We start from the raw sequence: 22,827 nt of genomic DNA on the forward strand, positions 1-22,827 counted from the left end.
ATAGCTACGGCTATGCTCCCTACGTTGCGCCTTGCATAGCAACTGCCCACTTAGCCAGAAATATACGATTCCATTTGGCCAACTACTTAGAGACACATTCACACTCTGCATCTTCATCCCTGTAAATCGTTTGAAAAGCATCTATCGGAGGTGAGTCTCAGTTTGACATCACATCAAGCCACAGAGACAGCATCCATATTGTCATTGGCTCTTCTCAAACGTGCCGCCGCTCGATCAATCTCATTGATATCCTGATCCCTGTAGCGCTCATAATCATTCAGCGCCTGTCGGTAGCCAGCTTCAATCTGCTCAGGCGTCAATTCTACCTCCGCCGGTAAACCCAGCAAATTCCGGTCTATTTTGTCTTGCTCCCGGGCCTGATGAACCAGCCTGGCCTGTAACTCCCGCCTTTTTGCCTCTTGCAAATCCCGTTGTGTGACAAATCGATATAATTGTTCCTGAGCGTGTTTGACCAGACTCACCTCCCGGTCAAAGAGCTCATTTGGTAGTCCTGACTGCGCTTTCTCATTGCAACGGGCTTCTGCAGCCTGATAAATATCGTCTTTGGTAACTGCCTCTATATTCTGATGAATTCTCAGCAGCTGTATTGCTGCACCGATATTCTCAGGAGGTGGCATGGGAAAATAATTCGACGACTCTGTATTCCCAACCAACCTGTCTCTGATAGGGCGATTAATAAAGCTATCTTTATGGTAAAGACGCCCCTCATTCATTTCATGATTGGAAAGAAATACAAAATCCAGGGCTACCTTGGCGCATCCCAGAAACCTCAGGCCAAAAGCAGTGCCTGCAGCTACTGCTCCCGTAGCCAGAATACTGTAGGGAGACAGAGTGATTAACGACGTGAAAAAACCAAGTAAGCTGCCATAGACCCCACCAACCACCATGCGACTGCCAAAATACGTCAGTTTATTTTCATCACAGCGTTCCCCCTGAAACGGCAAGTGTCTCAGCCAGCGAAAGCTCAGAAAATCCCCAAGAACAGGCAGATCCTCTATCGGGAGTCTGTCTAATAGTACGGGCAGGCGATCCGTTGGGAACTGATCACTTGAATAATATCGCAGTACGGCCTCCCCTATCGCTTCACAAGCCATAATAATGATGCCGGTCAGGGCTGATTTAAGAATGATCGGCAAGGCCATCATACCAACCATAAAGGTAGCGCCAGCCATGGCCCAGACAGCGAGATAGCCGGCCCAGTTGAATGCGTCCATAATATGCCACATGCTCGTTTCTACGGCACAGACAACCCTGCTGAACAGCGACTTACAGCGCTCAGTAAAAGAGAAGGGTTCTTTTGTTATATAGGTTCCATCAGGCTCGCCAGGTGCAATATGGCTACTGGCAATTGCAGGCTGCACAGAAGAGGGTTCACTCGGCTCACGAGGCTGCGGAACCACAGGCAAAAGAACGGGTGACTGAATCATAGGTGTTTTTGGTGAACTGTTTTTACCACTGACAAAGTGAGCGAAACGGTATCATTTCCTGAATTATTGAAGCTAAACTATAGGTGCATTTTTTCTCTTTGCAGGGTCTTTCCATCAATAAAAGTTGAGGTAACATTTCCAGGTCTCTTTATGTCGCGATAACTAACTGACTATTAAAACAAAGGCAAAGTCTGACTATGATTGTTATTCGTCCCATTCATGAGCAGGATCGTGAGGCCCTATGGCAAATTGCCAACCAGACGGGTGCCGGATTCACCTCCCTGCAACCTCACCGCCCCATGGTTGATAATAAACTGGCATGGGCACTCACCTCCTTTAAGCAGGCTTCGCTGGCTGCATCGCAGGAAACAGGTACTTCTGCCGCAGAACCGAAAAATAATCTCTATCTGTTTGTGATGGAAGATACCGAAACCGGTCAGGTTATGGGCACTGCGGGTATCGAGTCCGCCGTCGGGCTTGAGGCTCCCTGGTATAATTACAAGGTGAGTAAACAGGTTCATGCCTCACAACAACTGGATGTCTACACCATGGTGGACACCCTGATGCTCTGCAGTGACCATACCGGCTTCTCAGAACTTTGTACGCTCTTTTTGCTGCCGGATTATCGTCATTCCAAAAACGGTACGTTTCTTTCCAAGAGTCGAATGTTGTTTATGGCGGCCTTTCCGGAACTGTTTGCTGAAGGCCTCTTTGCAGAAATGCGTGGCTACTGTGATGATCAGGAAGTGTCTCCTTTCTGGGAAGCCCTGGGTCGGCACTTCTTTGCAGTGGACTTTGCCGAAGCTGATCGCCAATCCACCGTCGATAAAGCGTTTATTGCCGAGCTGATGCCTCGCCACCCAATCTACACCAATTTGCTGCCGGATGAAGCCAGGGAGGTCATTGGTGTTACCCACGAAAGCACAACGCCTGCCCGACATCTGCTGGAATCTGAAGGCTTCTACTACACTGGCTATGTGGATATTTTTGATGGAGGTCCGCTACTGGAAGCCAGAGTCAAAGAAGTACGCTCAGTAAGAGATTCACGACAGTACAAAGTTAAAATTGTTGAGAACAACACAACGGATCAGCGCCACTGGCTGATGGCCAATAGTGAGTTGAACGATTTTCGCTGCATCATGGGTAATCTTTCCTACGAAGGACTGGAGTTTGTCATGATCAGTAAAGAGCAGGCATCAGCACTTAACGTTGAAGAAGGCCAATTGCTTCGGGTGGTGCCCTTATCCAGCTAGTCAACGAATTGAGAGGATTACGACCATGGCAGACACAAATGAACAACAATGCCTGTTTATCAATGGACAGTGGCTTAAGGCAAATGGCAAACCCTTTTCATCCGAAAATCCGGGAACAGGCAATGTGCTCTGGCAAGGAGCCAGTGCCACCGCAAAGCAAGTAGACCAGGCAATAAGTTCCGCCCGGGAAGCCAGTCATCATTGGGCGTTTCGCCCATTTCAAGAACGAGAGGCATTCATTAAGGCGTTTGCCAATGAGCTGGAGCAGAATAAAGAGGGCTTGGCAGAAATCATTGCCAGAGAAACCGGTAAGCCGCTCTGGGAAGCCAAAACGGAAGCGGCTGCTATGGCCGGGAAAATTGCCATTTCAATAAAAGCCTACCATGAGCGAACGGGGACCGTTGAAAATGCCATGCCCGTAGGGAAAGCCGTGATTCGTCACAAGCCACATGGAGTTGTTGCGGTATTTGGCCCCTACAACTTTCCGGGCCACCTTCCCAATGGACATATTGTTCCCGCACTGCTGGCTGGCAACACCGTGGTTTTCAAGCCCAGCGAGTTAACACCGGCCGTTGCGGAATACACGATAAAACTCTGGCAGCAGGTGGGAATACCCGACGGAGTTATCAATCTGGTTCAGGGAGAAAAAGAAACTGGCATCGCTCTGGCCGGGCACCCCGGTCTTGATGGTCTGTTTTTCACCGGCAGCTCAAACACCGGCAAGATGATCCACCAGCAGTACGGCGGACAGCCGGGTAAAATTCTGGCGTTGGAAATGGGCGGCAACAATCCGCTGATTGTCACCGAGATGGCAGATATCAAAGCCGCAGTACACGACACTATTCATTCAGCATTTATCACCGCCGGTCAACGCTGTACCTGTGCCCGCCGACTTTTTGTTCCCACAACGCCCTGGGGGGATCAGTTTGTTGATGCGCTGACTGTAGCGGCAGCCAATATCAAAGTAGGTCAATGGGATGATCAGGAAGCACCGTTTATGGGAGCGCTTATCTCTGAAGCAGCGGCCAAACAGATATTGTCAGCCCAGGAAACGCTGCAAAAGCTGGGCGGCAACAGCCTGCTTTTATCAACACATCTTCAAGCAGGAACCGGGTTAGTCTCTCCGGGTATTATTGATGTGACCAATATCAAAGACCGCCCCGATGAAGAGTACTTTGGACCACTGTTGCAAATTATTCGTTATGATCGTTTTGAAGATGCCGTTGCAGACGCCAATAACACCCGTTTTGGTCTCTCCGCCGGATTGTTCAGTGAAGCACCAGAGCAGTACCAGTTCTTTTTGCAGAGAATACGTGCAGGTATCGTTAACTGGAACCGGCCAATCACCGGTGCCAGCAGTGCTGCACCTTTTGGCGGCCCAGGAGACAGTGGCAACCACCGCCCCAGTGCCTATTTTGCTGCCGATTACTGCGCCTACCCGGTGGCCAGTGTTGAGTCGGAGTCACTGAGTATGCCCAAAGAACTCGCACCCGGGCTTGATTTGTAAACGGTACCTTCGCGTTGAACCAATGGTGAAGTAGTCAATAATGAAAACAATAGAAGCCAACTTTGACGGACTGGTGGGCCCTACCCACAACTATGCAGGGTTATCCCAGGGTAACAAGGCCTCAATCCATTATGCGGGCAAAGTAGCAAACCCAAGGGAAGCCGCTCTCCAGGGTCTGGAGAAAATGAAGGCGCTCAGTGAACTGGGCTTTATCCAGGGTGTGTTAGCCCCCCATGAGCGGCCGGATATTGCCACACTGCGAAGGCTCGGTTTCACCGGCAGTGATTCACGGGTTCTGTCTGACGCGGCACAACAGATGCCGGCAGTTCTGGTAGCCTGCTGCTCTGCTTCCAGTATGTGGACCGCTAATGCAGCGACAGTCTCCCCCAGTGCGGACTGTGCTGATGGTAAAGTACATTTCACGCCCGCTAACTTAATCAATAAATTCCACCGCTCTATTGAGCATGACGTTACCGGAAAAATACTAAAATCGACATTTAATAACCCTGACCACTTTGTTCACCACCAGGCTCTGCCATCCACCGAATACTTTGGTGATGAAGGGGCCGCAAACCACACCCGTTTTTGCCATGAATATGGCGAACAGGGCGTTGAATTTTTCGTTTATGGCCGGGAAGCATTTAACCCGCAAAGTACCTCGCCACAGAAATACCCTGCCCGCCAGAGTCTTGAAGCCAGTCAGGCTGTCGCCCGTCTGCATCAGCTTGATACGGACAAAGTGGTATTTGCCCAGCAAAACCCGGCGGTTATTGATCAGGGCGTTTTTCATAATGATGTTATCGCTGTGGGCAACCGCAACCTGCTGTTCTGCCATGAACAGGCATTTGTGGAGCAGGCTGGTGTCTATGAGTCATTAAGAAAGGCTTATGGGGCGCAGGACTTCCATATTGTTGAGGTGGCGGATCAACAGGTTTCTGTAGCACAGGCAGTTGGGACTTATCTATTCAATAGCCAACTGCTGTCGCTGGACCATGGCGGGACAATGATCGTTGTCCCCTCTGAGTGTGAAAATGAACCCGCTGTCTGGGATTACCTGCAAACCATACTCAACGACGCAAGTTGCCCAATTACGGATCTGAAGGTTTTTGATCTGCGCCAAAGTATGAATAACGGCGGAGGACCGGCCTGCCTGCGACTGAGAGTCGTATTAAACGACCAGGAACTGGCAGCGACCAATCAACATTGTCTGATCAACAACCAGCGCTTTGCCACCCTCAGCCGCTGGGTCAAAAAGCACTATCGTGACCAGTTATCTGAAAAAGACCTGGCCGACCCGCTTTTACTGACGGAATCCCGAACGGCCCTGGATGAACTGACACACATTCTTAATCTGGGTTCAGTCTATCCATTCCAGAATTAATAGCCTTCAAACGTATGTAAGAAACAGCTCTGAAATAACTTCCACATTTCTATAGACGCTGCCCGAAAAGCCAGAACCGCTTGTGCTTTTACGGGCAACGGGTGGCGATCTTTTTTACTTACCGCCAAACACTTTTTTATCTTCTGCAATCCGGTGCGCCACGGCTGGATGCTGGAAAATCCTGTCAATATACGCCGCCAGCCCAGGATACTCAGCAGAGTCAATCTGGACTCCAGCATGGACGAGATTAATAAAGTGGCTGGCCAGGGCAATATCAGCCAATTGAACCTTCCCTCCAAACAGAAAGTCAGTTTCCGGAACCTGAGATTCCAGATAAGCACAAATCTCTGGCAGTTTGGTTTGTAAAACTTCCTGCACTTTGCCTTCGTCAGCAGGCTGGTTAATCAGCTTCTTGGCAACTCGCTCAAAAAAGACCGTTCCCAGTACCTGGAGCATCGCCGTATCGGCATACTCTTCAAACCAGCGGGCCCTGGCTTTTTCCTCAGGTGTCTTTGGGTAGAGAGCCTGTTCCGGATAACGGTCCTCAAGGTACTCACAGATCACCGAAGAGTCGGCAATCGTCACCTTGTCATCTTCCCAGGCAGGAATTTTTTTCAGGGGACTGATTTTTTCAAAGCCTGCCGGTTTCATAAACGGGGTAACCGGCACCAACTCATAGTCAAGTTGTTTTATTTCGAGAGCCAGCAGTACTTTTCGAACCATGGGTGACAGTGGCACCCCATAAAGCTTATTCATGGTCACATCCTCTATAATTATTGTTTTCAACCAACCGCTATCCTACCTTTTACTCCAGCCTTTGCAATATCCAGAAAACCGGAACCCTTCCCGCCCTTATAAAACGAGTCTCTGCATAGTGAACAAAACATCAAAAAGCTTCATTCCAGACAGCTTTTTCAGTAGACAGGAGAGGAATTAAGAGTCCAGGTAGATGGCTGTTGTCAGGGCAACTGTGCTAATAGAGGCTGCGACCATCACCCCCCCGGCCATGCCATGGATGCCTGAATTAATACCAGAGGCAAGAAGGCTGGAATGATCAGAACGCACCAAGACACCAACAAAGAAGCCGGCAAGGCCAGCAGCACCAATGCCAAGGACTCCGCCCTTGCTCAAGGAAATGGCCAGACTGTGATGACCGTTTACGGGCAGGGCAGTATAACCACAGGCTAATGCAGAAGCACCAGCTAAAACATGAGAAATGCCGATGCCACCAATGGAATAACCCGCGACCATATAGGCAGCGTCCGGCTGATAAGGGAGAAATCGAGCAAAGGTGTTAATCAATCCCCCTCCAGTGGTAAAGACCATGCTGCCAAGTGCGAAGGGGCTGTCCAGAAAGTTAGTCCTGAGGTATGAGGCAGCAGCTGGTACTGTTCTGATTAAACGCCTGGTTATGGTGATACTCCTGCCATGTATGTGATCAAGGTCCAGCGGTGCCCGGCAGGCAGGGCAGGTCGGGTTGTTGCTTCCCCAGCGAATGATGCACGATCGGCCAAAGACATGATGACAACTCAGGTTAACTGCTTCATGGCCAGGCTGGCTGGTAAAATCTTCCATGCAAATCAAACAGTGACTCGCACTGTGATTGGCTGGAACAGAGCTTATTTCCATGTCTATTTTCCTGCTTTGGTTGGCCGCACGTCGTTGCACATTCACTGGGTAAATTGGCCACTGGTATCCAGACGCTTTTTCATCTGGACATTTTTTCCTGGAAATAGTTCAACGGCGATTCATTATTGCGGTTACTTCGTCTGAGGATATGGATATCCATGAACACGACATTTCCAAGGCGGATGTAGTTTCAGGGTCAGATCAAGGATCGCTGTTTATGAAATATCCGGGTTAACAGGCGCAAAACTCTTTTGCTAAAGAGTGTCTATCTACTGTCAGTAGATTTTTTATCTTCAAACGATTCAGCAAGACTCCCGGGCGGAGGTGGTGGAGGTGGTTGACTAACTGCACTCGAAGCGTCATCCCCTGACGTTTCAGGTATCATGCTATCCTCTGACGGGGCCATAACCTTCGTATCTTCCCGCGCTGGAGATAAACCGGAAGCTCTATCAGCTTCTTTGACACTATTTCTCTTATCGTCATCCTTCTTTTTTTCAGCGTCTAACACTACACCAAAGCCTCTATTCAGCCTATGAAATCCTCGTTCATTACCATTGGATTCAGGCACGCCCAGCGTCGTGCAGAGTTCACTCATAATAAGCTGTGAAAAAACTATCATTTCAAAAGCATAGGGGTCATCAGGATCATTGGTCATTAAATCGGTAACACCCAGCACCTCTGGAAGACGGCGGAAAGAGTGTTCAGAGAACGTGCCATCCAGAATCACCTGGGCAAAAATTTTCTGGACTAAAAGCCCCTGATCGTCCAACGCTTTGATCTTCTGAGCCACGGCACGCTGTGACAAGTTTTGAACGTCCATCACGTCATTGTTGTAAGGATCCAGCTCAAGGTACTTATGGGTAGCAACGTCAATGGCCAGTTTTATCGGTTGAGCCATAGTTTCGTCTCTTATCTCTTTACGTACCTGATCTTTCGACGCATTCTGCCAATCACCGTTTCCGGTATAACAGGCAAACAATGCACGGAATAAGCCGACACCATCATCATCCTTCACCTGTAACTTGCGGGCGGATGATGGTGGTTCTCCCGTTTTATCACCAGAACGTCTGCGAGGATTTGAGCGTTGCGGGCTGGTCAGGGAAGATACCGAGACACCAGAATCATCATCACTCTCAGGCTTGCCTTGTAAACGTTGTTCCAACTCCGCCATTAACATCGCTTTGTCATCAAGAATTTCTTCACTGGTGTTTTTTTCTTGCTGATACCAGGCATAACCGAGGTCTCTGTATGCTTTTCTGGCTCTTTCAACCCGTTTCAAGTGATCAGCGTCAACAAGACTTTCATCCCCAAAAGCTGAATCCCCCTCGTCAGGAACTGTCAATGCCCTCTCAGGATCATTGGTAATTTTAATAGAAGGACTTGGTTTCACAGCCTCGGGAGTACTATGGTGCTCTGGTCTATCGGAAGAATGCTGGCTGCTGCCATCAAAAGAAAGGCTGATAATCGGGTATTGTATGGCATGATAGCGAGCCTGGAAGCCCAGAAGCTCTTGCTCGGATGAGCCGGTCTGCGCCAGCTGGGAAAGAAGAGTATTCAATTCCCGGGCACCATCAGTAATTGCCTGCTCGATAAGACCAGCATCATAAGCAGACTGCTTTTCTGATTTCAGCTCATTTACTAACCCCAGAGATCCCTGCAGCCATGACTTCAAGTCAGATAAATCCAGATTATCCAGCTCAGGTGGAATTAAACGAACCCGTTGCCCACCGGGTAAATTAAAGGTTACTTTGACATCATTGGAATTATTTTCTTTCAGTTTTTTAATGGCCTTCTTGTGCGCTTTTTTAAATGCAGCCTTTAAATCGTCATTTGAAAGATCCCATTTGCCATTCATTTCTTCCTTGATTTTTTCCAGTGCAGTTATTGATGCATCTATGTATTTCATCTCCTCCTTTTTTCGGAAGCCTTGTTCCAGTGGCTTATCATCGGCCAAAAGCCTATTCAGATCACGTTTGATTCCTTCTGCCCCCCCCGGTCTATTTTGGGAAACCGTACCTCCGGGAGCATTTGCTGGCTGAATATTGTCAGGTAGCCCACTACTCCTGACAGGGTTATCATTTGTGGGAATGCGCTTTTCGACTGGATGATGAGGAGAGACGGTTTGACTGGTGGACGTTTGACCTGTCTGGGCTGTTTCTCCAGCACCGGAATGAGGTGGAAGCACTGAAGGACCAACGGGTGTTCCAGATGGCGGCGAGCCTGGAGGGTTCATAGAAAATCCTTTTCAATCAACGTTGATTCAGTTAAGAGTCCATTAATAAGTTAGTTTAAAACATGCCAGCCCTTTACGATGAATATAACAATATTAGAAAAAACAAAATATTAGAATCGCTTGTTTTTTTGACAAGCAACGCACAGAAACCAGAAAAAATTCAAAATGTGACACTTGCTCAGCACCATATACAGCCAATTAAAAATAAAACACCCATTACTTGATAAACAAAAAAATCAAGAACATATTTTTATAAAGGAGTGAATCATCATCAGATGATCACCTTGCGCAGCAATACCGTATTCAGGTAAGCCTATGATTAACTTCTTGATCAAATCATTCTTAATACCTTTTTTTCTTGTTGCTCCTGCCGCATGGTTTGGATTTAAATTTTATGCTGAAACCCAGTTAATACAAGCAATAGACAAATACAAACCTGTAACATCTGATTACGCAGAAGTTAAATTTGATACCGTTAATGTTCATATAAATGGCAAAGTATCAATAACAAAAATAACTTTAACGCCTAAAAAAACGTTCAAAAGCCCAATCACTATAAAAAGATTAACCGTTGTTTTCCCAAGCACTTTGACAATGATGAAGACAGTGTATGATGTCAGCAATGGAGAACTATCAGAGCTGCCCGATTCCCTGCGCGTCCAGTATGATGGAATTCAACTACCACTGGAGGGTAATGAAGAGTTTTATACCTTATTCAATGATCAACGCCAGTTACGACTCAAACAAGAGCTGGGCAGCATAGTAGAACCTACCTGTGGTATTGAATATATTGTCGGCCTGAATGAATTTCAACAGATGGGCATTGATACACTCATTGACAGACATTTCTGGGAATATAAATACACCCCTGAAAATCAGAAACTGTTTGTTCGATTTGGTATCAGCGCCACAAATCTATACAAGGCATCACTACAGGCAAGCTTTTACAAAAAAGGGTCTCCTGTCATCAACGACTTTATGCAATTACCCTCCCTGACCAATGCTGAACTGACCTACCAGGACGAGGGCCTGATCAGAATGAGCAGCCAGCATTGTGCTAATAGCTCAGGTATTTCCAAAGACGCATACATTAACCGTCTAACCAATCTGCCAGACAGCTTTTACTTCTATAAAGCAGGCATTGCTCCGAATGAAGCGATGAAAAATGCCTACATCAACTTTCTGAAGAATCCTGACACAGTGACCATCAAGGCGCATTTCCCCCCCAACTTCCATCCTCAGGCCTTTTCTGTCTATGACACTGAGCTCTGGGTTTCATCATTTGGTCTCACTCTGCTGGTGAACAACAGCCCTGTCTCTCCCTTTGAAATCATCACCCCGGGGCAATTTGGCCCGGCAAAGGATTCAGATGATATGGACATGACGGAACCCTCTTCCAGGAATACCAACCCAAATGTCAAGAAGGAGTGGCAATCTCAGCCTGCCCATGGAGAAGCATCCAAAACCTACTTCTTTGTTGATGAAGTGCCTGCAACCAATCAGGAACCGGAATTACTGAACCAGCAGTCCAGGGACATTCCAATCTATGAGTTACCAAATCATATTGGTGCCTGGTTAGAGGTTTATGTCGAACCGTCGAAACGTTTCAGCGGAGAACTGCTTGGCGTCGAACGCGAAAGACTGTTACTGAAGGTGCGATCTGCCGGGGGCAGCATCACAATGCCCATTAAGCTGCATCGCATTAAATCGATTAAGGCCAGATAAAAAAGCCCACCTTAACGTGATACTGATACCCGATACGAACTATTACTCTCCATCACAACATTTCTTAATACGGTGCCTCAGTTTTTGAGGTGCCCATAAACAAGATCAATGATCGTAAAGCTTTCCACGATATGAGAGAAGCTATCCGCATTGAAGATATTACTAATAGCTATAAAAAAATTATGTTTGGCTGAAATAATTATTGGATAGAGTGTTTATGAGAGAAACTAATACAAAAAGAAAATGTCTTAAAACAGAATTCAATAATTTTATAATTCAATGGATCACTTTACTCAATTACTTCCATTCGAGATTGCTTTTGGCGAGCCTTATTCCAGCTCACAAGAACCAAAGCACCAGGATGCCCAAAATGAACAACAGCCGACGTATCAAGGGATACCAGTTCAGGTGCTGAGTACTCCTTTTCAGGTGTACCATAGTCAATCAGACAAAGACAACAATAACCCTGGCCCGTTTGGTTCATTGGATAAATATAATATTGCCTTTCTAACTCATGCCGATCAGGAAGCCCCTCATGGAACTGATATTGCTGAGGTTCCACAGTCAGGACGAAATGAATATTCTTTTTGTCATTCTGACACTACCCCTTTAGAGGATGCGCCACTTTCAACGCCAGACACCCACCTTACTCAGCTGCTGTGCATATTGGGGAGCGAGCTTGAGGTTAACGAGCCAATGCCAGCGAGCCATTCTGCCTCGGATTATCAGTTAACTAATCTTCCTGATATGCTCTCTAACCCACAAAATTCAGGGACAGTTACTGTAGTTAACCTGCAAAACCAGAACCAGACGACAATTGATAATCAAACGCCCCAGGCAGTAGAAGATGTTAGTAATAACACTTCAGCAGTTGAGCACCAAAAGAGCTATCAGAATCATCCTGATCACTCAAAGCGCATCAGGGCATACCAAAGAAGGAGTCATTTTCGGAATAATTCAGCTTACGCAAAACGCCAGAGGGAGAAACAAAGGGAGCGTTATCGCAATGATCCCGATTACGCAGAACGCATAAGGGAGCGCCAAAGGGAGCGTCTCAAAGATCCCGTTTATGTTGAACACAATAACAGGCGGCAGAAGGAGCGTTACCAGAATGATCCCGATTTCGCAGAACGCATGAGGAAGCGCATGAGAGAGAACATGCGGAAGCGTTACCAGAATGATCCCGGTTACTCAGAACGCATGAAAAAGCGCATGAAGGAGCGTATGAACCCACTTTCACCACCAAAATAGCGTAATCATTTGATTTTGAAGCATATATTCTATTCGAATATATGGTTGGCACGATATTTAATCGTTTAAAATCAAAATATTACCAAGGGGTGGTGAAGGTCGGGTATGAAAGATCCTGCCAAGCTGGAGAACGATAAGATACGCAAAAGGGAGCGCCAGAGAGAGTACCTCAGGGAATACCGAAGGAAGCGCCGTAGCGAGCTTCGCAAAGACCCCGCTTGCGTAGCTATCGCATGTACCAATCCTTTTAATCATGAATTATGCAAGGTTACAAATAAATATTGAATGGGTAATATCAAGGAGGAACTTTTACAAGAGGACGTGATCTTATGCTTTAGTTCAGTTATTCAATACTTCAATGCATAGCCTTATTACTTACTTTCAATTACCAGCAGATTCTGATCAATTTCTTTCTGTTCAGGATGTTACTATTTCTGAGCCTGGTGCATCAGGGCAGGCCTTCTCCCGTGGAGTTCAAGAAGCAGACTCTACTCTGTGTTCCATGTGTACTGATGAGATGACTAAAAACCACCTTCAGCAGCCAACGGTGCCTTTTAATAATCCATTCAATGATTACCGTTTTAAAAAAAGATCAGTAGTAATCGTTTTCAGCAATACTATAAAAGATCAACCACTTCACTTACCAGTCAGAACAGAAGCACTGAATGATAAACCTGCTCCTACATATACTCCTGATAATGAACGTTTTTCGATCCAGTCAATTTTAGGTTTAAGTCCCTTATCCCTGCAAAGCTCATCAGTTGTTGATAACAGCCTTCATCCGACAGAAAAAATGTATAACCAAGAATCTGCTGATGCTTTTTTTGAGTCAGCAATACCCGTTGCAATTATTAACCCTCAACCAGAAAGTGTACAGCATCAACAACCCACTCCCCCAGCAGAGATTGACTGTGCAACGGAACCCTCTTTTCATGCTAACGAATACCACAAGGAACTTCACAAAGATCCCACATACGCACAGCACTACAAGAAGGAGCGTAATAGAAAACGCCAAAGAGAGCTTCGCAAGAATCCTGCTTACACACAACGGGAGAATGAGCGCAGAAGGGAACGCTACAAGAATGATCCTGCTTACGCAAAGAAGATAAGGGATGGCGCAAGGGAGCGCCAAAGAAAACGTCGAAGAGAACTCTACAATAACCCCGCTCTCCTAAAACGCGAAAGGGAGCGCCTGAGGGAGCGTCACAAAAATCCCGCTTACATGGAGCACCAGAGGCAGCACCAAAGAGAGCGCTACCGGAATGATCCCGATTTCGCAGAGCGTCAGAAGAAGCGCCAGAGGGAGCAATATCAAAATAATCCTGATTACGCAGCACGACAAAAGGAAAACTGTAGGAAGTACCGCATAAAGAAAACTATAATCGCGAAAGAGAAAACCATTCCGAGTTACCGGGAAACTCAGGTGAATTACAACTGACTACTAATTTGGTAAATTCGGTTCTGCTTCAACGCGTCGCAATTCATTCAGTACCCGAAACAACCCAGTGAGTGCATGAACTCTGAGGACAGGTTTTTTATAAGAGAGAGGCCGCTATCCGGTCATGATTCAGACCGGATACCGGTTAGGTTGACATGCTATTTTCTACTGGAGGTGGAACGACCAAACACTCGACAAGTGAGTGGTCGCTTGCGGTGTAACCCAGTCAGGCTAGCTACCTGCACGACTCTCGTCGTATCACATCATGCCGCCCATGCCACCCATACCGCCCATGCCGCCCATATCAGGCATAGCTGGCGCGTCGTCCTGTGGCTCATCAGCAACCATGGCAGCAGTAGTGATCATCAAGCCTGCAACAGAAGCTGCAGCCTGCAGGGCAGAACGGGTAACCTTCGCTGGATCCAGGATACCCATTTCGATCATGTCGCCGTATTCACCGGTAGCAGCGTTGTAACCGAAGTTACCAGAACCCGCCTTAACCTTGTCAACAACCACAGAAGCTTCATCACCAGAGTTGGTAGCGATCTGACGGATCGGGCCTTCAAGGGCACGCAGGATCAGCTCAACACCGGCACGCTGCTCAGCGTTAATGGTTTCAACGTTGATGGCAGACAGGGCGCGAACCAGGGCTACACCACCACCGGCAACCACGCCTTCTTCAACCGCAGCACGGGTAGCGTGCAGGGCATCTTCAACGCGGGCTTTCTTCTCTTTCATCTCAACTTCGGTAGCGGCACCTACCTTAACAACGGCAACACCGCCAGCCAGCTTGGCTACGCGCTCTTGCAGCTTCTCTTTGTCGTAGTCAGAAGAAGAGTTTTCGATCTCGGCACGGATCTGCTCAACACGGGCAACGATGTCAGCCTGAACGCCAGCGCCGTCAACGATGGTGGTGTCTTCTTTGGTAATCTGTACACGCTTGGCAGTACCCAGATCATCCAGAGTTGCCGTTTCCAGGGACAGGCCTACCTCTTCAGAGATAACCGTAGCGCCAGTCAGGATAGCGATATCCTGCAGCATGGCCTTGCGACGGTCACCGAAGCCCGGTGCTTTGACAGCAGTGACTTTCACGATACCGCGCATGTTGTTCACCACCAGAGTCGCCAGGGCTTCGCCTTCAACGTCTTCTGCGATGATCATCAGTGGCTTGCCAGCTTTGGCAACGGATTCCAGCACCGGCAGCAGTTCGCGGATGTTGGAGATTTTCTTGTCAACCAGCAGGATGAATGGGCTTTCCAGTTCAGCGGACATTCTTTCCTGGTTGTTGATGAAGTATGGAGACAGGTAGCCACGGTCGAACTGCATGCCTTCAACCACTTCCAGTTCGTTTTCCAGACCGCTGCCTTCTTCAACAGTGATAACGCCTTCTTTGCCAACTTTTTCCATGGCTTCGGCGATGATCTGGCCAACCAGTTCATCGGAGTTGGCAGAGATAGTACCAACCTGTGCGATGGATTTGCTGTCGGCACAAGGAGTAGACATAGCCTTCAGCTGCTCAACGACAGCAATGACCGCCTTGTCGATACCGCGCTTGAGATCCATTGGATTCATGCCGGCCGCAACGTACTTAAGACCTTCGTTCAGAATAGACTGGGCCAGAACGGTCGCCGTAGTCGTACCGTCACCGGCCTGATCGTTAGCCTGGGAAGCCACTTCCTTAACCAGCTGGGCACCCATGTTCTGGAACTTGTCTTTCAGTTCGATTTCCTTGGCAACAGACACACCATCTTTAGTGATGGTAGGCGCGCCAAAAGACTTCTCCAGCAGAACGTTACGGCCCTTGGGACCCAGAGTAGCTTTTACAGCGTCAGCCAGGATGTTGACGCCCTTGAGCATTTCTTTGCGAGCTTCGTCGCCAAATTTAACTTGTTTAGCTGCCATGGTTGGTGACCCTGTGCACTATTTTGTGAAATCGGAAAAATACCGTGTGATTGCCTGACAATCAGCCTTCCAGAACGGCGGAAATGTCACTTTCAGACAGAATGATCAGCTCTTCACCGTCAATCTTCACGGTGTTTGAGTCTGCATACTTGCCGAAGATAACCTTGTCACCAACGTTAACGCCAACAGGACGCTTTTCACCATTGTCCAGAAACACGCCATCGCCGACTGCAACTACAATGCCCTGGTTAGGCTTTTCAGCGGCAGAACCTGGCAGTACGATGCCACCAGCAGAGGTAGTTTCTTCTTCGACACGACGAACGACCACGCGATCACGCAACGGACGGATTTTCATCGATTCTTTCTCCAACAGTTTGCTTATGCCGTGCAACCTTTTACAGGCTGCTCGCTATCAACGTAATGGCAGTAAAACGATGCACTATCGCTTCACTATGGCCCGGTTTACCCGAACCTCCCTGGTATGCACCCGGGATGAAGTTTACTTTGGCACAGGCCTTAACTAAAAGTTCAAGGCCTTACCGAAGTCTTATCAGGTGTTCCCCTTAGTATGGGTAGCTGGCGCAGTTTTCAAGAGGCAGATGAAAAAAAAACTGACTTTTCCACAAAACTGAGGCTCTAAACTCAAGAAAGAGTGAAAAATTCGTTATATGCCCGCAAATCAAGGCTTATCAATTAATGGCGCTTTTGGCTTCCGGAACGGCCATCATCATTTTCCCGGGTATAGTCCCCATCAATGGTGTGGTTGAGATGGGTTTGATCATGATGCCCTGATGGCTCACGACGATACTCAGCCTCATAAATATTGGTTTGCTGCACATTGACCCCGCTCACTTTCAGCCAGCGCCGGATCAGCAGCTGACGAACCGGTGGAATCAACAGGAATACCCCCAGAAAATCAGTGATAAAACCGGGGATCAACAGCAGCAGGCCACCCAGGGCAATAGCCAGGTTTTCCAGCATTTCCATAGCGGGCAGTTCGCCTGCCGCCATCTTCTGCCGGGCTCTTAATGTGGTTCTGAAGCCCTGGCGGCGAATCACTTCGATGCCAATAAATACCGACAGAATAACCAGGGCAACCGCATTCCAGGCTCCGATGATACTGCCCACTTTAATCAGCACCACCATTTCCAGAATGGGTAAAAGTATAAATAGCACAGAGAGGAAGCGCATAAGAGGCCCCGTTAATCATTGGAGCCTCTTATATAAAGGCAGTGTCGTTTTTTTTCAAGGGTTGTCAGGAAGCAGGAAGGTTGTACTCGCCCCTTAATGAAAAAAACTTCTTACCCGGGTACACCAGCCTCGCAAATAAATCAAAAGCAACCGGTAAGTCGGTCTCTGTACAGCCTGCCCGCTCTCCAAAGAGAGGATTCTCTTATGATAAATTATTGTCTTTTATTCACATCCGTTTCAGGATAATCAGTGTACCTTCTACCAATAAAGCATAAGAACAATGAACATCAAAAATAAAAATATCCTGATCACCGGTGCTGCCAGAGGACTTGGTCTGGCAATAGCCAACTGGTTTGCAGAACGTGGTGCCAATATGGGTCTTATGGACCTTGATACTCCCGAACTTTATCAGGCAGAGGAACTCTGTCGTTCAAAAGGGGTTAACGCGATAGCATTGCCAGCCAATGTTGCTGAAGAAGCTCAGGTTGAAGCAGCTGTTCAGAAAGCCTATGCAGAACTCGGCCCATTGAATGGCCTGGTCAACAACGCCGGTATTCTCAGAGATGGTCTGCTGATCAAAGCCAAAGATGGCAAAGTGACCGAGAAACTCTCCTTTGACAAATGGCAGTCCGTAATCAATGTTAACCTGACCGGCGTCTTCCTCTGCGGCCGTGAAGTGGCCGCCAGCATGATCGACAGTGGCTCAAAGGGCGTCATCGTCAATATCGCCAGCATTGCCCGTGAAGGGAACTTTGGACAAAGCAACTACTCCGCAGCCAAAGCCGGTGTCTCAGCCATGACCGTGACCTGGTCCAAAGAGCTGGCCAAATACGGCATCCGTTGTGCAGCTGTCGCTCCGGGCGTTATTGAAACCGCAATGACCGGCGGCATGAAGCCAGAAGCCAAAGCCCGGTTAACCGCGGGCATTCCTGTTGGACGCATGGGTACCCCGGAAGAGATTGCCCGGACCGTTGGTTTTATTTTTGAAAATGATTATTACAATGGGCGGGTTTTAGAGCTGGATGGTGGGTTAAAACTCTGAACATTCGGGGCAGTTTATGAAATATCCGGGTTAAGTAAATCCCTCCATGCATTGGTCTGAAGACCAGACATATCGTCCACTCCCCTAACCTTGTTATACTGAGATCCTTAATTTCCATGACTTGCCTGAAACAGAACGCGTGCAAAGACTCAATGATCGACAGGCTGAGGCCGTAAAATACATCGATACTCCCCTGCTGGTACTGGCCGGTGCCGGCAGTGGTAAAACCAGTGTTATTACCACCAAAATTGCCTATCTGATTCAACAGTGTGGTATCAGCGCCAAAAACATTGTGGCCGTTACCTTTACCAATAAAGCCGCCCGGGAAATGAAAGAGCGGGTTGGCAAGCTGGTGAAAGGCAAAGCCTCTTCCGGACTGACGGTTTCTACGTTCCATAATCTCGGCCTGAATATTATCCGTCGTGAGTACCAGATTCTGGGCTATAAACCAGGGTTTTCGATTTTTGATCAGCAGGATGCCCGATCACTGATTACCGACCTGATGCAGCGGGACACGTCTGCAGATGATAATGGTGTGGATCAGATCCAGCACTGTATCTCCAACTGGAAGAATGATCTGGTCTCCCCGGCCCAGGCGTTACAAATGGCCAGACAGCCCTGGGAGCAGACGGCAGCGATTGTTTATGAGCACTACAATCGCATGCTGAAAGCCTATAACTCAGTGGACTTTGATGACCTGATCATGAAACCGGTGGAGTTATTCAGACATTATCCGGAGGTCCAGCAACGCTGGCAGGACAAAGTTCACTATATGCTGGTGGATGAGTACCAGGACACCAATGGTGCCCAGTATGAGCTGGTCAGGCGACTGGTGGGCGACCGTCGTAAGTTAACCGTCGTGGGTGATGATGACCAGTCAATTTATGCCTGGCGCGGAGCCAAACCGGAAAATCTGGCGCAACTGAAAGAAGACTATCCCAGCTTAAAGGTGATCAAACTGGAACAGAATTACCGTTCCACCAGCCGGATCCTGAAAGCAGCAAACACCCTGATTGCCAATAACCCACATGTGTTTGAAAAAACATTATGGAGTGAAATGGGCGTTGGGGATGAAATTCGCGTGATTAAATGCCGAAACGACGAAATGGAGTGTGAGCGGATTGCCACAGAGATCATCGCCCACAAACTTCGCCACGATAACAGCTATAAAGATTATGCTGTTCTCTACCGGGGAAATTTTCAGTCGCGGCTGCTGGAGCTGAAACTTCAGCACCATGGTATTCCTTACCACATTAATGGCGGCACCTCGTTCTTTGCCCGGGCAGAAGTGAAAGACATCATGGCCTACCTTCGCCTGCTGATTAATCAGGATGATGACAACGCCTTTCTACGGGTGGTGAATACCCCCAAACGGGAGATTGGGCCATCGACACTGGAGAAACTGGGCAACTACGCCAACAAACACCACATCAGTATGTACAAAGCCTGTGAAGAAGCTGCCCTTGCAGAGGACCTGGCACCACAGTATGTCGACAGGCTGCGACGCTTTACCGGGTGGATGGACGACGTTTCACGACGGCTGCAAACCAGCGAAGACCCTATGCAGGTGGTTCGTGAAATGATTGCTGATAGCGATTATGAAAACTGGCTGATGCAGCACTCCTCAACGCCAGCACAGGCTGAAAAGCGCATGGCCAATGTCTGGTTTCTGGTGGATGCCCTGCAGCAAACCCTGGAACGGGGTGATGAAGACAGAACGGTTGCCGATGCCATTGCCCGGCTGATTCTGCGGGATATGCTGGAGCGCAATGAGGAAGAGGAAGATGCCGACCGTGTTCAGTTACTGACTCTCCATGCCTCCAAAGGTCTTGAGTACCCCCATGTTTTTATGATGGGGATGGAGGAAGAGCTGCTGCCTCACCGAACCAGTATTGAAGAAGATAATATTGAGGAAGAGCGTCGCCTTACTTATGTCGGCATTACCCGGGCCCGGAAATCACTGACCATGACACTGGCCGGGCAAAGAAAGCAGTTTGGCGAGATCATTGATACGCTGCCCAGCCGCTTCCTGGATGAGTTGCCACAGGAAGACCTGGTGTATACCGGCTTTGATGAATCGTCCCGCCAGGAAACCAAAAAAATGGCGGGTAAGATGGGACTGGATGCGCTTTACAAGTCTATCGGCGTATAGCCGAAATAAGCAGAAGTGAAGGGCAAGGTTCCCTGCTTCTGCTGCTTTGTAGCTGTAGAAACGACTTGAGGCTTTTACTCTGAGCCTGTTTCTAGGAGCCATACATAACCCGGATCGATTTTTTTGTATCCATACCATGTCTGCGCCCTTTGCCGGTGTTGGTTAGCCTTGGATAAATCAGTCATAGCCCAGAGACTGAAAGTATGCCCCATGGAGCTGAACAGACAACGCAGTCTGAATCTGATTTCAGCATCGACCTGAGGGTCGTCGGCGATTTCCGGTTGTTTCAGCATTGCCTGCACAGCATTCCAGATGACTTCAGGGTTGATGTCAGGGTCAATCTGATCCAGTTCCAGACAATGCATCAGTGACGGCAAAATAAATTTATTTCTGGCATCCAGCACCCATTGCCTGGCCTTCTGTCTCATCGGTGCATCGGGAATGATAGCCGAGCGGAAAAAATCATCAAACTGATGTAGCTCCGTCCAGGCACACTCCTCCCAGATTCGCTCAATGCCAATACAGGTTTTTAAAAGAGGCTGATTCAACAACTTCTGGTATATCTCCCGCTCGCCGGTGATATCCGAACGGGCCCTGGCCGCCCGGATACACCGGAGTGTTTGCAGAATAACCGGATTCCAGTGTCGGGAGAGCAGTTTTTCAAATGGCTTTATGGCCCCCCTGGCCGACTGTACCTGGAAACCCTGAGAATCAGACGATGGACAGGCAGCATGATGTCTGCCGGATCGAACCACCCTGATCACTGGCGCAACCTCCTGGTGACCTGGCTTGCTCACCTCCGGCTCGCGCCCCTCAGCTCCACTCACCTTCGGGGATTCAATGACATCATGCTCTGACTTGTTAACAGACTCATTTTTTTGACCATTGCGCTTCCTGCCTTTATTTCGGGCAAGCCCCACCGGCAGGTTGGCAAACTTTGGTACCTCTTCAGAAAACTGTCGTAAAACTGCGTCAAAATCGTAGTCTTTATCTGAAGCCACTGCCTGCCCTGTTGGTGATTCCGAAAAGGCAGACAACTCCATGGTCCGCTCACTGGTATCCCTCCAATACTCAGCCAGCAGAGGGCTTTTCTTCAGATAATATCTGGCATATTCAGTTGCTGCATCGGCAGCCAACTCCCACTTACGGGCTTTAAGGAAAAAAATATAGGCACTTGACCAGTGATTAGGGGACATTTGTGCGGCTTTGCGATATAAGTTGGCTACTTTCCAGCTATACATTGGTGATGCAGAATGTGCTCGCTGATGGATGCTTGCCAGAAGACAGGTGACTAAAGCATGAATGTCGCCCTCTCCTTGAATGTAGTCTTTTCGGGCACGAGCGACGGCTGATTGAAACCTCCTGTCAACCTCCAGTATTTTACGCCTGCATGGCTTATTTCTTCCGTTCATACCTCCGGCATACAACAGACATTCTGTAATCAATTCCCTGACTATATGAAAGAGTTCAGAACTTAACTCTGAGTCAGAGAACCAGTGTGAGCCTTTATACCGCTCGTCTACCAGAAAGTGAGCGTTCAACTGCTGTAAATAAGACATCACCATTATCTGCATTGCAGCACCAAGCTTGGTTTGTGGTGGCACATTAGGCTGATCGACAAACAATGACGTGAAGCTCACCGGGGCAAAACGCACATAATCGTAGGGAGAGAAGCTGACCGGGGACAAATAAAAAAACATTTCCTTGATGATTGTCGGGCAATAGGCGAGCAAGGTAATGCCCTTGTGGTAGTTAGCGCCATCCTCAAAGAACGGCAACCCGCCCATAAAATAGAGCAGACTTAATGAATAAAAATCCATCATCATGCTGGCTTGACGGGTCAACTCAGCAAAATCATTCAACACACTTTGATTCAGGGCCTGTATCAGATGCTGACGGTCAGTTTCAGACACCGGCTCACCCCGAAGCATATCGCTATAACACTTCAACAGCACCCAGTTTCGGAAATAGGTGGCCATATCCTCATGCATCAGTTTTTGCAAGCCCAGCAGTTTTCCTGTTGTCTGGGTCCGATCTTGCTTCTTCTCCAGCCAGGCAGCCACATGCCTGTTCAACACCCGCTTCAAACCAGCAGACCGCAATTCCTCAGCGGTCAACCTGCTACCATCTACCTGCAGGTTAATGTTGGCAAACATGTCCAAAACGTCGTTACCGGGTACCGCAAACCGATCCAGGGGAATATCCAGAAAGCGGTCAAGCCAGTATACAAGCCCAGAATTGCCATCACTACCCTGATTTGTTGCCGCTTGCACGACATCGGTCTGTGATTCTTGTGGCGTAGCTGTTGCAGAAGCCGCATTTTCAGTACCGGGTGGCTCAGAATAATTCACCACTCTTGCAACAATGCTAATACCACGGCTGCGAATCTGATCAGCAGCAGCCCCATCCAGGCAAATCGACGCCGAGGCAACCTCATGACGGGTATTAGCGACTCTGTCGACCAGCCACACGTTTAAACGACAACGGTTTTCAGTACGCTCCTGTCGCTGGGTGCTGCGCTCACCAGAGTCAGGATCGGGGCGATTACGCTGACCATCACTGCCACGATCAACTGCCGGAGTATTGGTAATTGGACTAGTGTCACTGCCTGTGCCATGACTGAAACGGCTTTGCATCGGATTGCTTCTGCATGCTGCATGAAATCTTTTTTATTC

The 22,827-nt window shown here is 48.3% G+C and carries 17 protein-coding genes; 9 read left to right on the forward strand and 8 right to left on the reverse strand.

The window, feature by feature from the left end; all coding sequences use genetic code 11:
- Nucleotides 1-173: 173 nt before the first annotated feature.
- Nucleotides 174-1,235 carry a hypothetical protein gene (locus ACO6UY_RS11315; RefSeq protein ID WP_422450226.1) on the reverse strand — a complete coding sequence of 354 codons (1,062 nt, stop codon included), beginning with the start codon at nucleotides 1,233-1,235 and terminating at the stop codon, nucleotides 174-176.
- A 410-nt stretch (nucleotides 1,236-1,645) separates the two neighbouring features.
- Here ACO6UY_RS11315 and astA point away from each other — a divergent pair, with 410 nt between their 5' ends.
- From astA to astB, 3 genes are read left to right on the forward strand one after another with little or no spacing between them, the layout of a single operon-like run.
- Entirely contained in the window at nucleotides 1,646-2,701 is a 1,056-nt protein-coding gene (gene astA, locus ACO6UY_RS11320) for an arginine N-succinyltransferase (protein WP_422450225.1), read from the forward strand.
- A 25-nt stretch (nucleotides 2,702-2,726) separates the two neighbouring features.
- Nucleotides 2,727-4,208, forward strand: coding sequence for a succinylglutamate-semialdehyde dehydrogenase (gene astD, locus ACO6UY_RS11325; protein WP_422468066.1), 1,482 nt, complete (start codon nucleotides 2,727-2,729; stop codon nucleotides 4,206-4,208).
- A 40-nt stretch (nucleotides 4,209-4,248) separates the two neighbouring features.
- Complete coding sequence (gene astB, locus ACO6UY_RS11330; RefSeq protein ID WP_422450223.1) at nucleotides 4,249-5,589, forward strand: N-succinylarginine dihydrolase; 1,341 nt, start codon at nucleotides 4,249-4,251, stop codon at nucleotides 5,587-5,589.
- A 114-nt stretch (nucleotides 5,590-5,703) separates the two neighbouring features.
- Here the strand turns inward: astB and ACO6UY_RS11335 are convergent, their stop codons facing one another.
- From ACO6UY_RS11335 to ACO6UY_RS11345, 3 genes are all read right to left on the reverse strand, one after another.
- Entirely contained in the window at nucleotides 5,704-6,345 is a 642-nt protein-coding gene (locus ACO6UY_RS11335; protein ID WP_422462332.1) for a glutathione S-transferase family protein, read from the reverse strand.
- Nucleotides 6,346-6,522: 177 nt separating this feature from the next.
- Nucleotides 6,523-7,218, reverse strand: coding sequence for an RING finger domain-containing protein (locus ACO6UY_RS11340; protein ID WP_422450221.1), 696 nt, complete (start codon nucleotides 7,216-7,218; stop codon nucleotides 6,523-6,525).
- 265 nt (nucleotides 7,219-7,483) lie between these two features.
- Nucleotides 7,484-9,172 carry a hypothetical protein gene (locus ACO6UY_RS11345; RefSeq protein ID WP_422489965.1) on the reverse strand — a complete coding sequence of 563 codons (1,689 nt, stop codon included), beginning with the start codon at nucleotides 9,170-9,172 and terminating at the stop codon, nucleotides 7,484-7,486.
- Between the two features lie 873 nt (nucleotides 9,173-10,045).
- Here ACO6UY_RS11345 and ACO6UY_RS11350 point away from each other — a divergent pair.
- The 3 genes from ACO6UY_RS11350 (at nucleotide 10,046) to ACO6UY_RS11360 (ending at nucleotide 13,865) form a co-directional block, all read left to right on the forward strand.
- The gene (locus tag ACO6UY_RS11350; RefSeq protein ID WP_422462328.1) at nucleotides 10,046-11,176 is read left to right on the forward strand and encodes a hypothetical protein; all 1,131 of its coding nucleotides are present in this window, start codon (nucleotides 10,046-10,048) and stop codon (nucleotides 11,174-11,176) included.
- A 279-nt stretch (nucleotides 11,177-11,455) separates the two neighbouring features.
- A complete protein-coding gene (locus ACO6UY_RS11355; protein ID WP_422489967.1) occupies nucleotides 11,456-12,427 on the forward strand; it encodes a hypothetical protein in 972 nt (323 codons plus the stop codon).
- A gap of 358 nt (nucleotides 12,428-12,785) precedes the next feature.
- Nucleotides 12,786-13,865 carry a hypothetical protein gene (locus ACO6UY_RS11360; protein WP_422450216.1) on the forward strand — a complete coding sequence of 360 codons (1,080 nt, stop codon included), beginning with the start codon at nucleotides 12,786-12,788 and terminating at the stop codon, nucleotides 13,863-13,865.
- Nucleotides 13,866-14,123: 258 nt separating this feature from the next.
- Here the strand turns inward: ACO6UY_RS11360 and groL are convergent, their stop codons facing one another.
- Nucleotides 14,124-15,767 carry a chaperonin GroEL gene (groL, locus tag ACO6UY_RS11365; RefSeq protein WP_101744973.1) on the reverse strand — a complete coding sequence of 548 codons (1,644 nt, stop codon included), beginning with the start codon at nucleotides 15,765-15,767 and terminating at the stop codon, nucleotides 14,124-14,126.
- Nucleotides 15,768-15,828: 61 nt separating this feature from the next.
- Nucleotides 15,829-16,122, reverse strand: a complete 294-nt coding sequence (locus ACO6UY_RS11370) for a co-chaperone GroES (protein WP_101744992.1) — start codon at nucleotides 16,120-16,122, stop codon at nucleotides 15,829-15,831.
- A gap of 25 nt (nucleotides 16,123-16,147) precedes the next feature.
- Here ACO6UY_RS11370 and ACO6UY_RS11375 point away from each other — a divergent pair, with 25 nt between their 5' ends.
- Complete coding sequence (locus ACO6UY_RS11375) at nucleotides 16,148-16,291, forward strand: hypothetical protein (RefSeq protein WP_422450211.1); 144 nt, start codon at nucleotides 16,148-16,150, stop codon at nucleotides 16,289-16,291.
- A 169-nt stretch (nucleotides 16,292-16,460) separates the two neighbouring features.
- Here the strand turns inward: ACO6UY_RS11375 and ACO6UY_RS11380 are convergent, their stop codons facing one another.
- Nucleotides 16,461-16,958 (reverse strand): FxsA family protein, encoded by a 498-nt coding sequence (locus tag ACO6UY_RS11380; protein WP_422450210.1) that lies wholly within the window; start codon nucleotides 16,956-16,958, stop codon nucleotides 16,461-16,463.
- A 280-nt stretch (nucleotides 16,959-17,238) separates the two neighbouring features.
- On the opposite strand from ACO6UY_RS11380, the gene ACO6UY_RS11385 reads away from it, so the two are divergent.
- Nucleotides 17,239-18,000, forward strand: a complete 762-nt coding sequence (locus ACO6UY_RS11385) for an SDR family oxidoreductase (protein ID WP_422450209.1) — start codon at nucleotides 17,239-17,241, stop codon at nucleotides 17,998-18,000.
- Nucleotides 18,001-18,139: 139 nt separating this feature from the next.
- Nucleotides 18,140-20,152, forward strand: coding sequence for a DNA helicase Rep (gene rep, locus ACO6UY_RS11390; RefSeq protein ID WP_422450208.1), 2,013 nt, complete (start codon nucleotides 18,140-18,142; stop codon nucleotides 20,150-20,152).
- A 74-nt stretch (nucleotides 20,153-20,226) separates the two neighbouring features.
- Here the strand turns inward: rep and ACO6UY_RS11395 are convergent, their stop codons facing one another.
- Nucleotides 20,227-22,788, reverse strand: coding sequence for a hypothetical protein (locus ACO6UY_RS11395; protein ID WP_422489969.1), 2,562 nt, complete (start codon nucleotides 22,786-22,788; stop codon nucleotides 20,227-20,229).
- Between the last annotated feature and the right edge of the window lie 39 nt (nucleotides 22,789-22,827).

The sequence above is a fragment of the Endozoicomonas sp. ALE010 genome, assembly GCF_049310165.1.
In the GTDB taxonomy this organism is placed as follows: domain Bacteria; phylum Pseudomonadota; class Gammaproteobacteria; order Pseudomonadales; family Endozoicomonadaceae; genus Endozoicomonas.